13 protein-coding genes are annotated in these 12,252 nt (G+C 73.6%); 6 read left to right on the forward strand and 7 right to left on the reverse strand.

Going from position 1 to position 12,252, the window contains the following annotated elements; translation table 11 throughout:
• Positions 1-127 precede the first annotated feature (127 nt).
• Positions 128-520, forward strand: a complete 393-nt coding sequence (locus PP1_RS15530; RefSeq protein ID WP_033200631.1) for a group I truncated hemoglobin — start codon at positions 128-130, stop codon at positions 518-520.
• A gap of 10 nt (positions 521-530) precedes the next feature.
• Here the strand turns inward: PP1_RS15530 and PP1_RS15535 are convergent, their stop codons facing one another.
• Positions 531-950, reverse strand: a complete 420-nt coding sequence (locus tag PP1_RS15535) for a hypothetical protein (RefSeq protein WP_075300385.1) — start codon at positions 948-950, stop codon at positions 531-533.
• A gap of 140 nt (positions 951-1,090) precedes the next feature.
• Between PP1_RS15535 and PP1_RS15540 the strand changes: the two genes are divergently transcribed.
• The 3 genes from PP1_RS15540 (at position 1,091) to PP1_RS15550 (ending at position 4,550) form a co-directional block, all read left to right on the forward strand.
• Complete coding sequence (locus PP1_RS15540) at positions 1,091-1,924, forward strand: SDR family NAD(P)-dependent oxidoreductase (RefSeq protein ID WP_060574294.1); 834 nt, start codon at positions 1,091-1,093, stop codon at positions 1,922-1,924.
• A gap of 176 nt (positions 1,925-2,100) precedes the next feature.
• The gene (locus PP1_RS15545; protein ID WP_010241666.1) at positions 2,101-3,762 is read left to right on the forward strand and encodes a flavin monoamine oxidase family protein; all 1,662 of its coding nucleotides are present in this window, start codon (positions 2,101-2,103) and stop codon (positions 3,760-3,762) included.
• Complete coding sequence (locus PP1_RS15550) at positions 3,762-4,550, forward strand: carbon-nitrogen hydrolase family protein (RefSeq protein WP_075313910.1); 789 nt, start codon at positions 3,762-3,764, stop codon at positions 4,548-4,550. Before PP1_RS15545 ends, PP1_RS15550 begins: the two co-directional genes overlap by 1 nt.
• A gap of 61 nt (positions 4,551-4,611) precedes the next feature.
• Here the strand turns inward: PP1_RS15550 and PP1_RS15555 are convergent, their stop codons facing one another.
• Positions 4,612-5,454, reverse strand: a complete 843-nt coding sequence (locus PP1_RS15555; protein WP_010224397.1) for an SDR family NAD(P)-dependent oxidoreductase — start codon at positions 5,452-5,454, stop codon at positions 4,612-4,614.
• Positions 5,455-5,604: 150 nt separating this feature from the next.
• Complete coding sequence (locus tag PP1_RS15560; protein WP_010224396.1) at positions 5,605-5,862, reverse strand: hypothetical protein; 258 nt, start codon at positions 5,860-5,862, stop codon at positions 5,605-5,607.
• A 114-nt stretch (positions 5,863-5,976) separates the two neighbouring features.
• On the opposite strand from PP1_RS15560, the gene PP1_RS15565 reads away from it, so the two are divergent.
• Positions 5,977-6,762: a hypothetical protein gene (locus PP1_RS15565; RefSeq protein ID WP_010224395.1), complete on the forward strand. Its 786-nt coding sequence runs from the start codon at positions 5,977-5,979 to the stop codon at positions 6,760-6,762.
• A gap of 27 nt (positions 6,763-6,789) precedes the next feature.
• Here PP1_RS15565 and pcaD read toward each other — a convergent pair whose 3' ends face one another.
• The 4 genes from pcaD to PP1_RS15585 all read right to left on the reverse strand — a co-directional run bounded on the left by pcaD (position 6,790) and on the right by PP1_RS15585 (position 11,204).
• Positions 6,790-8,103 carry a 3-oxoadipate enol-lactonase gene (gene pcaD / locus PP1_RS15570; RefSeq protein WP_010224394.1) on the reverse strand — a complete coding sequence of 438 codons (1,314 nt, stop codon included), beginning with the start codon at positions 8,101-8,103 and terminating at the stop codon, positions 6,790-6,792.
• The gene (locus PP1_RS15575) at positions 8,100-8,918 is read right to left on the reverse strand and encodes a hypothetical protein (RefSeq protein ID WP_075313909.1); all 819 of its coding nucleotides are present in this window, start codon (positions 8,916-8,918) and stop codon (positions 8,100-8,102) included. Before PP1_RS15575 ends, pcaD begins: the two co-directional genes overlap by 4 nt.
• A gap of 77 nt (positions 8,919-8,995) precedes the next feature.
• Positions 8,996-10,570 carry a 4-hydroxyphenylacetate 3-hydroxylase family protein gene (locus tag PP1_RS15580; RefSeq protein ID WP_010242343.1) on the reverse strand — a complete coding sequence of 525 codons (1,575 nt, stop codon included), beginning with the start codon at positions 10,568-10,570 and terminating at the stop codon, positions 8,996-8,998.
• Between the two features lie 85 nt (positions 10,571-10,655).
• Positions 10,656-11,204: a flavin reductase family protein gene (locus PP1_RS15585; RefSeq protein WP_010242341.1), complete on the reverse strand. Its 549-nt coding sequence runs from the start codon at positions 11,202-11,204 to the stop codon at positions 10,656-10,658.
• A 148-nt stretch (positions 11,205-11,352) separates the two neighbouring features.
• Between PP1_RS15585 and PP1_RS15590 the strand changes: the two genes are divergently transcribed.
• On the forward strand, positions 11,353-12,165 hold the full coding sequence (locus PP1_RS15590) for an IclR family transcriptional regulator domain-containing protein (RefSeq protein ID WP_010242339.1): 813 nt from the start codon (positions 11,353-11,355) through the stop codon (positions 12,163-12,165).
• Positions 12,166-12,252: the final 87 nt, after the last annotated feature.

Consider the following 12,252-nt stretch of genomic DNA (forward strand, 5'->3'; position numbering starts at 1 on the left):
GGACCGGTTGTGCGAAATTCAGTTGTGCACCATTGACGTGCCCCGCTCCGGGCGGGACCGTGGGTGTGACCGCCGCCACGCGGTCACCGTCCCGGACCCGCCGCCCTACACCGGAGTGGAGCAGCACATGACCGAGCAGTCCCTGTTCGAGCGCCTCGGAGGCGTCTACGGCATCGCCGGGGCGGTCGACATCCTCGTCGACCGGCTCTTCGAGAACGCCTCGGTCAACGCCAACGAGGCGGTGCACGCCCACCACGGCGTCCCGGCGAACGCGGCCGGCTACAAGTTCCTGGTGACGGCGTGGTCGGTCCAGGCCGCGGGCGGCCCGCAGTGCTATCCGGGCCTGGACATGATCACCGCGCACGAGACCATGGGCGTCACGGACGAGCAGTTCGACGCGGTCGCGATGGAGATCGCGTCGACGCTCAGCTTCTGCGGCGTCCCGGCGGCCGAGCACGTCGAGTTCATGGACATCATCGAGAGCTACCGCCCGCAGGTCGTCGAGCAGAAGGTCGCCTGATCCCGTCCGATCAGCGCAATGACCAGGCGCAGCCGCCGCTGAAGGTCACCGCCTCGCCGGCGACCAGCTCGGCGGCGGCGCGCCCGTGCACCGCGGCGCGGGCCGCCTCCCGCGTGCCGGGGCCGGTACGGCTGTAGGCGCAGGCGCGACCGGCGGCGGGCCCGTCGGTCACCCAGTGGCCGGGCACCAGGACGGGCCCCACCCGGAACCGCCCGTCGGCCACCCGGGTCACCGCGGCCGGGTGCGGCTGCGGGGCGTGCAGGCCGGCGGCCGCCCCGGTGGGCGGGGGCGGCTCGTCGTCGGTCACGAAGGTGCGCACCAGCAGCAGCGGTACGACGAGGGCGAGCAGGATCCACGGCCACACGACGGTCCGCTTCCCCGCGGCCTCCCGCTCGGCGTAGTACCGCTCGTAGGGTCCGTCGCCGTCCATCACACCCCCACCCCCGGCCGGCCTCCCGGTTACCCGGCAGTAGGTATCTGCGCGGCCGCCGTCTACGCTGCGTGCGACCGTCCACGGGAGCCAGGGCCGGAAGGCCCTGGCTCCGGCACCGACGCCGTCCGGGAGCGCCGATGAAGACCTTCACCGACCGCACTGCCGCGATCACCGGGGCCGGCTCCGGCATCGGCCGGGCACTGGCGCTGCGTCTGGCGGGCGACGGCTGCCACCTCGCCCTCGCCGACCGGGACGCCGCCGGGCTCGCCGAGACCGCCGCGCTGGCCGGCCCGCAGGTGCGGGTGACGACGACCGAACTGGACGTCGCCGACGAGAAGTCCGTGTTCGACTGGGCCGACCGGGTGGTCGCCGACCACGGCGGGGTCCACCTCGTGGTCAACAACGCCGGCGTCGCGCTGTCCGGCACGGTCGAGGCGCTCTCGCTCGACGACTACCGCTGGATCATGGACATCAACTTCTGGGGCGTCGTCTACGGGACCAAGGCGTTCCTGCCGCACCTGCAGGCCGCGGGCGAGGGCCACGTCGTCAACCTGTCGAGCATCTTCGGTGTCGCCGCCCAGCCGCTGATGAGCGGCTACAACGCGAGCAAGTACGCCGTCCGCGGGTTCACCGAGTCGCTGCGGCAGGACCTGGAGCTGACCGGGTCGGCGGTCTCGGCGACCTGCGTGCACCCGGGCGGGATCAAGACCAACATCGCGAAGGCCGCCCGGGTCGACGACAGTGTCGCCGCGGCGACCGGCAAGCCGTCCGACGCCGCCACGGCCGAGTTCGAGCGGATGCTGAACACCACTCCGGACAAGGCCGCCCGCACGATCCTCGACGGCGTCCGCGCCGACCGGCGGCGGGTCCTCATCGGTCCGGACGCGTGGGCGATCGACTCGATGGTGCGGCTACTGCCGTCCGCCTACCAGCGGATCGTCACGGGCGCGGTGCGCTCGCGGCGGGGCTGACGCGGTGCGCTCGCGCCGGGGCTGACGCGGTGCGCTCGCGCCGGGGCTGACGCGGTGCGCTCGCGCCGGGGCTGACGCGGGGCTCCGGACGGCCGCGAGCACCGGGTCCCGGCGGGGCCGGCGGATAGGGTCGATCGGGCCGGGCGACCCCCGGCCCGACCCCGAGGAGTCACACGATGAGTCCCGACCCGCGCCCGGTCACCGCCTTCGGACCGGACTTCCCGTTCCCGTTCGACGACTGGATCTCCCACCCGGCCGGGCTCGGCCGGGTGCCGCCGGACCGGCTCGGGGCCGAGGTCGCGGTCGTCGGGGCCGGGATCGCCGGGCTCGTCGCGGCCTACGAGCTGATGCGGATCGGGCTGCGGCCGGTCGTGTACGAGCCGTCGCACCTCGGCGGGCGCCTGCGGTCCCAGCCGTTCGAGGGCGCCGACGGGATCGTCGCCGAGCTGGGCGGGATGCGGTTCCCCCGCTCGTCGACCGCCTTCCACCACTACGTGGACCTGCTCGGCCTGCGCACCGAGCCGTTCCCGAACCCGCTCACCCCCGCGGCCGGCAGCACCGTGATCGACCTGCACGGGGAGACCTTCTACGGCCGGACCCTCGACGACCTGCCGCCGTTCTTCTCCGAGGTCGCCGACGCCTGGGCGTCGGCGCTGGAGCAGGGGGCCGGGTTCGGTGCGCTGCAGGAGGCGGTCCGGGCCCGGGACACGGCGACGGTCAAGCGCCTGTGGGACGCGCTCGTCCCGCTGTGGGACGACCGGACCTTCTACGACTTCGTGTCCACCTCGAAGGCGTTCTCCGAGCTCTCGTTCCGCCACCGCGAGGCGTTCGGGCAGGTCGGGTTCGGCACCGGCGGGTGGGACTCGGACTTCCCGAACTCCATGCTGGAGATCCTCCGGGTGGTGACGACGGCCTGCGACGAGGACCAGCTCCTCGTCACCGGCGGGGTGGAGCAGGTCCCGCAGGGGCTGTGGCGCCGTGCACCGGACGACGCCGTGCACTGGCCGGCCGGGACCAGCCTGGCGTCGCTGCACGGCGGCGGGACCCGCCCGGGCGTCGCGCGGATCCACCGGGTCGGCCCGGACACGATCCGCGTCACCGACACCTACGGCGGCACCCGGGACTTCCCGGCGGTGCTCACCACCTGCCAGAGCTGGCTGCTGTCCACCCAGATCGACACCGACGAGTCCCTGTTCGACCAGGACGTGTGGATGGCACTCGACCGGACCCGGTACATGCAGTCGACGAAGACGTTCGTGATGGTCGACCGCCCGTTCTGGCGCGACACCGATCCCGCGACCGGGCGCGACCGGATGAGCATGACGCTGACCGACCGGCTCACCCGCAGCACGTACCTGTTCGACCACGGCCCCGACCGGCCCGGCGTGATCTGCCTGTCGTACTCGTGGATGAGCGACTCGCTGAAGATGCTGCCCTACCCGGTCGAGAAGCGGGTCGGGCTCGCGCTGGCGGCGCTGCGCAAGATCTACCCCGACGTCGACGTCGCGGCGCACGTCATCGGCGACCCGATCACCGTGACCTGGGAGTCCGACCCGCACAGCCTCGGGGCCTTCAAGGGTGCGCTGCCCGGCCACTACCGCTACAACCGGCGGATGTACTGCCACTTCGTGCAGGACGGGCTGCCCCCGGCCCGGCGCGGGATCTTCATGGCAGGCGACGACGTGTCCTGGACGCCGGCCTGGGCGGAGGGCGCGGTGCAGACCGCGCTCAACGCGGTGTGGGGGATCGTCCACCACCTCGGCGGGGCCTGCGACCCGGCGAACCCCGGCCCCGGCGACCGCTTCGACGAGCTCGCGCCGCTGGCGCTGCCGGACTGATGCGGATCGCGCTGCTGCAGGTCGAGCCGGGTTCCCGGGACGTCGCCGGGAACCTGCGCCGGCTCGCGGACGCCTGCGGGGCCGGCGTCGATCTCGTCGTCACACCGGAGATGTTCCTGACCGGCTACGACATCGGCGCCGCCGCCGTGCACGCGCTGGCCGAACCGGCCGACGGGCCGTCGGCCGCCGCCGTCGCCGGCATCGCGCGCCGCACCGGGACCGCCGTGCTGTACGGCTACCCCGAGCGGTCGGGCCGGGCCGTGTTCGACGCGGTGCAGCTCGTCGGGCCGGACGGGACGCGGCTCGCCGGGTACCGCAAGACCCACCTGTTCGGCGACCTCGACCGCTCCGTGTTCGAGGCGGGGGACGACCCGCCGCCCGTCGTGGAGCTGCACGGCTGGGGCCTCGGCCTGCTGATCTGCTACGACGTGGAGTTCCCGGAGACGGTGCGCGGCCTCGCACTGGCAGGGGCGGACGTCGTGCTGGTGCCGACCGCGAACATGCTCCCCTACGACGCGGTGCCGGAGGTCCTGGTTCCGGCCCGGGCCCACGAGAACCAGGTGTACGTCGCGTACGCCAACTTCGTGGGCCGCGAGGGGTCCCTCGACTACGGCGGGCTGTCCCGCGTGGCGGGGCCGACCGGCGCGGTGCCCGCCCGCGCGGGCCGCGGCGCGGAGGTGCTCGTCGCCGAGCTCGACCGCGCGGCGCTGGCGGACTCCCGGCGGGACACCCCGTACCTGGCGGACCGGCGGCCGGAGCTCTACCGGGGCCTCGCTGACGGTCCCTGACCGGCGCGGCCGCCCGCCGCGTGCCCCGGCCGCCGGGCCGGGGCACACCGGGGGTGCGGGGTCAGGAGAACTGGATGCCGCCGTCGACCAGCATCGTCTGGCCGGTGACGTAGTCGGAGTCCTCGCCGGCGAGGTAGGAGACCATCCGGGCCACGTCGTCGCCGACCGAGACCCGGCCCAGGTGGATCGAGCGGGAGTTCTCGGCCAGGGCCTCGCCGCGCTGCTGCCCGTTCTTGGCGGCGAGCTTCTGGTCGATGAGGTCCCACATGTCGGTACCGACGATGCCCGGCCCGTAGGCGTTGACGGTGATGCCGTACTCGGCCCACTCCATCGCCGCCGCCTGGGTCAGGCCGCGGACCGCCCACTTGGTCGCCGAGTACGGTCCGAGCAGCGCGAACGGGCGGAAGGCGACGATCGACGCCGCACCGATGATCTTTCCGCCGTGTCCCTGCGCGACCATCCGCCGCGCGGCCTGGCGGTAGGAGTTGAAGATGCCGGTCAGGTTCACGTCCAGGATCTTCCGGAAGTCCGCCGCGTCGTAGGACAGCAGCTCCTCGACCTGGGCGATACCCGCGTTCGCCACGAAGACGTCCAGCCGGCCCCCTGCCTCGACGGCGGCGGCGACCGCGGCCTCGACCGAGTCCTCGTCGGTCACGTCGACGTCCGCACCGGTCGCGGTGCCGCCGGCGGCGACGACGGCCTTCACCGTGGCGTCGGTCCCCTCCCGGGACTGCGGCAGGTCGGCCACGACCACGTGGAACCCGTCGCGCCCCAGACGCAGGGCGATCGCCTCGCCGATGCCGCGCGCGGCGCCGGTGACGACCGCGACCTGCTGCCCCTGCGGAGCCCTCCTCCGTGCGACCTCCACATGGGACTGTCCGGTGATGTCGGCGCTCGTCGTCACGGGTGCCTCCTCCTCGTCGAGTGTCCGTCCGGCCGGGTGTCGGCCGGACGACCGAGTCGATCGCAGGGAGAGGGCCCGGACAACACGGGTGCCATCTCAGGATGAGATGAGACCGGTCGTCCGGGACGGTGGTGTCTCAGCGGGAGGGGATCAGCCGACGATGCCGACGAGCACGCCGAGCCCGGCCAGCACGCAGCCGACGAGGGCTACGGCGATCGACGCCTGCAGCCACAGGTCGGCCGGGGCGGGTGCGACCCGGGCACTGACCGCGCCGTGCACCTCGGCGACGGCCTCCCGCCTGCGCAGCGCCCGCGCGCGGGCGAGATATCCCGCGGCGTCACGGGTGGCGAGCCGGGCACGGCGACGGATGTCGACGTGCGCGTTCGTGGGCACCGCATCGTCCGTCATCGCCGACCTCCCGCTCACCGGTCGCCATCAGGATAGCCACGAACCCGGCCGCAGCCCACGGTCCCGCGGGGAACGGCCCGGATCCGGTACGGTCCGCCGGTCGGCGGAACGGGGGTGGCGGTGACGCAAAGGCGACGGTGGCTCCCGCCCGCGGCCTGGTGGAACCTGCCGCTGCCCGCGCTGGCGTCGTCGGCAGCCTGGATCACCCAGATCTACTTCAGCGAGGACCTGTCCGGGACGACGCAGGTCTCGCTCGTGACGATCGGGGTGCTCGCCTCCGCCCTGACCGTGCTGCTGCCCGCACTGGAGATCCGGCGCGAGCGCGGCCGGATCACGACGGCCGAGCAGCTGGCCGCCGAACGGCTCGCCGAGTACAAGGTGACCACCAACGACATGCTGATCCCGCTGTCGCTGGCCGTCACCGACGTCCTCACCACGACGTCGGCGACCGCGCGCCGGGAGGCCCGCCAGTCGCTGCGCCAGATGACGGTCGGCTTCGCCGCCGAGTACATCGGCCCGGAGCGCAGCCGGTCCTGCTTCTACGGCCTGGAGGACGACCCGGAGACCGGTGGGCGGACCCTGCGGCTGCGGGCCTGGCACGGGCGCAACCGGCAGCCGCGACCCCGGTTCGACCCGGCGGACCCGGTCGAGGCACAGGTGTTCGCCTTCGTGGACAGCCTGGACTCGATGATCGTCGCCGACGTCCAGCGGGTGCACCTGATCGGCTGGACCGACGTCTCGGAGTACCGGACCTTCGTCGCCGCCACCGTCTGTGCCGGGGAGACTCCGCTGGGCCTGCTGACCGTGGACTCGCTGCAGCCCGGTGACCTCGGCGAGGACGACCTCGACCTGGTCCGGCTGCTCGCCCAGCTGCTGGCCGCCGGGCTGTCCGCCCGCTGACGTGCGGGCCACCGGGCCGCACCGTGGTCAGGTGCTCCCTTCCCGAGCCGGCTCGGCCGAGCAGCGGCCGAGGTGCTCGGCGAGCGCGCGGGTGACCTCGTCGGCCCGTTCCACGTTCGGCAGGTGCGCCGCGCCGTCGAGGATCACGTAGTGCCCGTCGCGGACGCCGTTCGCGATCGCCTTCAGCATCTCCGGCGGCGTCGCCGGGTCGGCGGCGCCGGCGACGGCCAGCGTCGGTGCGGTGATCCCGGCGAGGCGGCGCCGGACGTCGAACTCCCCGATCGCCTCGCAGCACCCCGCGTAGCCCTCGGCCGTCGTGGCCTGCAGCATCGCGAGCAACCGCACCGCCTCGCCGTTGCGCCGGCGGACGAAGTCGTGGGTGAACCAGGTGCCCGGCCGGCTGGTGACCATCGCCCCGGTTCCCTGGGCGCGCACCACCCTCGCCCGCCGCGGCCACTCCGAGGGCTCGGCGAACCGCGCCGCCGACGCGACGACGGTCAGCGACGCGACCCGGTCGGGCCGGTCGAGCGCGAGCTGCAGGCCGATCGCGCCGCCCAGCGACACCCCCGCGTGGTGGAAGCGGCCGATGCCGAGCCCGTCGAGCAGGGCGAGCACGTCGCGGGCGAGGCCCGCGACCGTGTAGGGGCCGTCCGGGGCGGGGCTCCCGCCGTGACCGGGCAGGTCGTAGCGGACGATCCGATAGGTGCTCGCGAGCTCGGCGACCTGGGCGTCGAACAGGTGCAGGTCGGTGCCGAGCGACGGGCCGAGCACCAGCACCGGGCCGTCGGCCGGGCCGTCGGTGCGGTGGTGCAGCGCGATCGGCGCGTGGTCCGGCCGGGGCGGTTCCGGGGTGTCACCGGGGGTGCGGGTCCCCGCGGCCGCGTCCACGGTGAACCGGGCGCGGTCCCAGCCCTCGTCGAGCGGGGCGAAGTAGTCGAACGACACCTGCTTCGACCGGTACCGCCAGGCACCGGCGACGCGCACGAGGGTGTCGGTGTACCGGCCCGCCGCGACGTGCGGGACCCCGTCCAGCACGCACGGCTGCCACAGGAACGACCGGGCGCGCGCCCGGCCCGGGGCACCGCCGTCGAGCTCGATCTCCAGGTTGGTGACGTGGTGCCAGAACGCGGTGAGCCCGTTCCCGGCGAGCCCGGCGAAGAACCGGCGCAGCCCTGGACGCCCGCGGGCGTGGCCGAGGCCGGTGAACTCGCCGTCGTCGGTGAAGAGGGAGACAAGGGTGTCCCAGTCGCCGTCGTCGAGGGCCCGGCAGTAGCGGGCGTCGAGCGTGCGGATCTCCTCCAGCGTCTCCAGCCGGGCGATCCGCTGTTCCAGCGACGTCATCGCGCGGCCGTCCCGGCGCCGGGGAAGGTGACCGCGACCGTCCCGTCCCGGCCGGTGGTCACCGCGCCGAGGAGGCGCAGCCCGCCGCGGAGGTCGATCTCGACGGTCGCCGGCCGGTCGCCGACCAGGGCCCGGTACCGGCCGGGCGGGGGCAGCGCGGTGTCCGGCTCCAGCACGACCCGGTCGGACCGGCGCTGCCCGTGGACCCGGTGCGGTCTGCCCAGCGCCCGCTCGGCGCCGGGGAGGTCACCGGCGCGCAGGCAGCGCCGGGCGTGCGTCGACGAGCAGGTCGTGCCGGCCTCCTGCAGCAGGTCGACGCCGTGCGCGGTGAACCCGAGCTCCCGGCCGAGCTCGCGCAGGGTGCCGACGGTCCCGGCGCCGCGCGCGCCGAAGGTGAAGTCGGCCCCGACGACGACGGCCGCGGCCCGCAGCCCGGCCACCAGCACCTCGCGGGCGAACTCCTGCGGGGTGCGGGCGGCCAGCTCGCGGGTGAAGCGGAGCACGCAGACGGCGTCGGCGCCGGCGTCCGCGGCGAGCTCGGCGCGGTGCCCGAGCGTGCTGAGGGCGGCGGTGTCCCGGCCGGTGCCCAGCACCCGGGCCGGGTGCGGGTCGAAGGTGACGAGCAGGACCGGCAGGCCGCGGCGGCGCGCGACCGCCCGTGCGGTCGCCACGATCCGGCGGTGGCCCCGGTGCAGGCCGTCGAACACGCCCAGCGCGACGACGCACGGGCCGGAGCCCGCAGGGACCTCGTCGACGCCGTGCCACACCGGGATCCCGGCCGGTGCGTCGGTGTGCTGGGTCGGTACGGCGGTCATTCCCGGGCTCCGATCGGTGGCGGGCAGGGGGTGGCACGCGGGGACGCCCGCCGGAGACCGGCGTCCCCGCGCCGGGGTCAGCGGCGGCCGATGACGGCGTCGTCACCCGGGTTGATCAGGTCGGGCACGGTCCAGCCGTTCAGGTCGTACTCGGACAGGCACTGCTCGGCGAAGCCCTTCATCGCCCCGGCCGTCCCGGAGGCCTCGGCGGCGAAGAGCAGCTCGGCGCGCACGCCCTCGTGGTTGCCGGAGTAGTTGCGCTCGTAGAGCTCGTGCCGGCCACCGAACTCGGTGCCGATCGAGTCCCAGATCAGCTTCATCAGCTTGACCCGGTCGACGGCCTCGTAGCCGTTCGAGCCGCGCACGTACTTGTCCAGGTAGGGCCGCACCTCCGGGGACAGGAAGTCGGTCGAGTGGCTGGGCAGGTAGATCAGCGAGGCGCCGAGGTCCTGCAGGATGATCTCGCGGACGCGGGGGTAGCCGATCGTCATGAACCAGCGGTAGGCCAGGCCGTAGTCGAGCTTCGGCAGCTTGGCGCCGCCGACCCACTCGTCGGGGTTGGCGCACATCGCGTCCGACAGCGCCCAGAACATGTTCCGCCAGGCGATCACCTCACCGACCCGGGTCTGGACGCCGCGGAAGTCCTTCGAACCGGTGACCTCGAGGCCCTTCATCAGCAGTCCGGCGATGAAGTCGAGCTTGACCGCGAGCCGGGTGACGCCGTGGAAGGTGAAGCGGTGCAGGAAGCCCGAGCCGGGGAAGAACGTCGACGCCTTCTCCGGGTCGCCGTAGATGAAGACGTTCTCCCAGGGGATCAGGACCTTGTCGAGCACGAAGATCGTGTCGTTCTCGTCCATCCGCGACGAGAGCGGGTAGTCGAACGGGCTGCCCGTCATGGTGGCCTGCTGGGCGTAGGACGGCCGGCAGATCAGCTTCATCCCGGGCGCACCCATCGGGACGGTGCAGACCAGCGAGTACTCCCGCTTCTTGATCGGCAGCCCGTAGTGGGCGAGGAAGTTGAAGTGGGTGATCGCCGATCCGGTCGCGACGACCTTGGCCCCCGACACCACGACGCCGTTGTCGTTCTCCTCCTCGACGTGCATGAACACGTCGGAGACCTCGTCCGGGTCGCGGTGCCGGTCGACCGGCGGGTTGATGATCGCGTGGTTCCAGTAGAGGACCTTCTCCTGCGACTCCTCGTACCAGCGCCGCGCGTTGGCCGCGTACGGGTCGTAGAACGGCGAGTTCGCGCCGAGGGTGCCGAGGAAGGCGGCCTTGTAGTCGGGGCTGCGGCCCATGAAGCCGTAGGTCATCCGGGCCCACTCCGCGATCGCGTCGCGGTCCTTCTTCAGGTCCTCGACCGAGTGCGGGGTGCGGAAGAACGGGTGGGTGAACCCGGTGCTGCCGGTGTCGGTGGGGACGGTCAGCGTCTCCTGCCTGTCCGGGTCGTGCAGCGCGTCGTAGAGCCGCGCGGTCATGCGGACCGCGTTGCGGAACGCCGGGTGGGTGGTGACGTCGCGGACCTTCTCGCCGTAGAGGAAGACCTCGCGGTCGTCCCGCAGGCTCTCGATGTACTCGGCGCCCGTCATCGGCCGCGTCGCGCGGCCCTCGCCGTCGGTGGGGGTGCTGACGGAATCCTGCTGCAGGGTCATCGTCGACTCCTTCGTCGTCCGGGCATGCCGGGTCGGGGCACCGCGCGGGGCAGGGTGCCGGGTCACGGGTGGAGGGCGGGTCGGGTCAGCGGGCCGCGGCGTGCGGCGGGATCCAGGACTGGCTCTGCGGGCCGTCGGCGGAGTCGCCCCACAGCAGCGGTTCGTGGTCGTCGCCGAGATGGTGGAACTTGCCGGTGTGGAACAGCAGGGGCTCCCCGCCGTTCATCAGGAACTCCTGGACCTCGCCCAGGTACAGGACGTGGTCGCCGCCGTCGTAGGACTGCCAGGGCGTGCACGAGACGTGCGCCAGCGCACCGCCGAGCCGCGGCGCACCGCAGGCGCTGTCGGGCAGCCACTCGACGTCCTGGTTCGGGCGGCCCGCGAAGTGCAGTGCCAGGTCCTTCTGCCGGCTCTCCAGCACGTTCACGGTGAAGGGCCGCGCCTCGACCAGCGAGCACAGCCGCGACCGCCGGTCCAGGGAGACCAGCACGAGCGGTGGCTCCAGCGACACCGCCGTGAACGCGTTGACCGTCGCGCCGTGCGGTGCACCGTCGGCGCCCTGGCAGGTGATCACGGTGACCCCGGTCGTGAAGTGACCCAGGCACCGCCGTAGCTCTCTCGGGTCGATCGCCATCGATCGCTCCTTTCGCGTGTACGCTGTGCGTACCGGTCGAACGCCCTGCGTTCAGACTTCACCATGGCGTGGCCGGGGTCACCGGTCAATGGACGCGGGCAGGATGCGAGGGACCGGGTCCCGCTGCACTGAGAGGATCTGCGACTGAATGAGCGACAGGCCGGCCGACGACCGTGACCACATCCAGAGCATCGAGCGCGGGTTCGCGGTGCTGCTGGCGTTCGACGCCGACCGGCCCCGTCCGACCGGCACCGACCTCGCCGAGGCCACCGGGCTGTCCCGGCCGGCCGTGCGGCGCATCCTCCTGACGCTCGAGCACCTCGGCTACGTCCGGCCCGTCGGCAACCGGTGGCGGCTCACACCGCGGGTGCTGTCGATCGGGCAGCACTTCACCGCGACCAACTCGATCGTCGAGCTGGCCCGGCCGCACCTGTCCCGGCTGTCCGAGGAGACGGGGGAGTCGGCGTCGCTGGCCGTGCTCGACGGCACCGACGCGGTGTACGTCGCCCGGGTCGCCGTGCGGCGGATCATGAGCATCGACGTCTCCCCCGGCACCCGGGTGCCCGCGGCCGCGACCTCGATGGGCCGGGTGCTGCTCGCGTGGGCCGAGGAGGAGACCGTCGCCGGCGTCCTCGCGGCGGGGCTCCCCGCGCACACCGCACGGACGGTGACCGACCCCAAGTCCCTCCGCGGCGTGCTCCGCGAGGTCCAGGCCCAGGGCTGGTCGATCGTCGACGGCGAGCTCGACCCCGAGCTGATCTCCGTCGCCGTCCCGGTCCGGGACCACACCGGGTCCGTGGTCGCGGCCATGGCGTCGTCGACGTCGGTGGCCCGGACGACGGCGGAGCAGCTCCGCGCCACGGTGCTGGAACCGCTGCTCGCGGCCGCGTCCCGGCTCAGCGTGGAGCTCGGGCAGCCCCGCGGGGCGCAGGCCCGGGAACGGCGCGAGGGCTTCTTCTGACGCTCCCCGCCGGCCCCGCCCGGACCGGGACTTGAGTGTGCCCCGACGGCACGGTCTCTGATGGAGGCACTCCGCCACCGAGAGGAA

Source organism: Pseudonocardia sp. P1 (genome assembly GCF_000178675.2).
Classification (GTDB): Bacteria; Actinomycetota; Actinomycetes; order Mycobacteriales; family Pseudonocardiaceae; genus Pseudonocardia.

What these genes read in the sequence shown, in the direction of transcription:
- PP1_RS15530 (WP_033200631.1), top strand. Translation starts at nt 128, where the DNA reads ATGACCGAGCAGTCCCTGTTCGAGCGCCTCGGAGGCGTCTACGGCATC.
- PP1_RS15535 (WP_075300385.1), bottom strand. Translation starts at nt 950, where the DNA reads ATGGACGGCGACGGACCCTACGAGCGGTACTACGCCGAGCGGGAGGCC.
- PP1_RS15540 (WP_060574294.1), top strand. Translation starts at nt 1,091, where the DNA reads ATGAAGACCTTCACCGACCGCACTGCCGCGATCACCGGGGCCGGCTCC.
- PP1_RS15545 (WP_010241666.1), top strand. Translation starts at nt 2,101, where the DNA reads ATGAGTCCCGACCCGCGCCCGGTCACCGCCTTCGGACCGGACTTCCCG.
- PP1_RS15550 (WP_075313910.1), top strand. Translation starts at nt 3,762, where the DNA reads ATGCGGATCGCGCTGCTGCAGGTCGAGCCGGGTTCCCGGGACGTCGCC.
- PP1_RS15560 (WP_010224396.1), bottom strand. Translation starts at nt 5,862, where the DNA reads ATGACGGACGATGCGGTGCCCACGAACGCGCACGTCGACATCCGTCGC.
- pcaD (WP_010224394.1), bottom strand. Translation starts at nt 8,103, where the DNA reads ATGACGTCGCTGGAACAGCGGATCGCCCGGCTGGAGACGCTGGAGGAG.
- PP1_RS15575 (WP_075313909.1), bottom strand. Translation starts at nt 8,918, where the DNA reads ATGACCGCCGTACCGACCCAGCACACCGACGCACCGGCCGGGATCCCG.
- PP1_RS15580 (WP_010242343.1), bottom strand. Translation starts at nt 10,570, where the DNA reads ATGACCCTGCAGCAGGATTCCGTCAGCACCCCCACCGACGGCGAGGGC.
- PP1_RS15585 (WP_010242341.1), bottom strand. Translation starts at nt 11,204, where the DNA reads ATGGCGATCGACCCGAGAGAGCTACGGCGGTGCCTGGGTCACTTCACG.
- PP1_RS15590 (WP_010242339.1), top strand. Translation starts at nt 11,353, where the DNA reads ATGAGCGACAGGCCGGCCGACGACCGTGACCACATCCAGAGCATCGAG.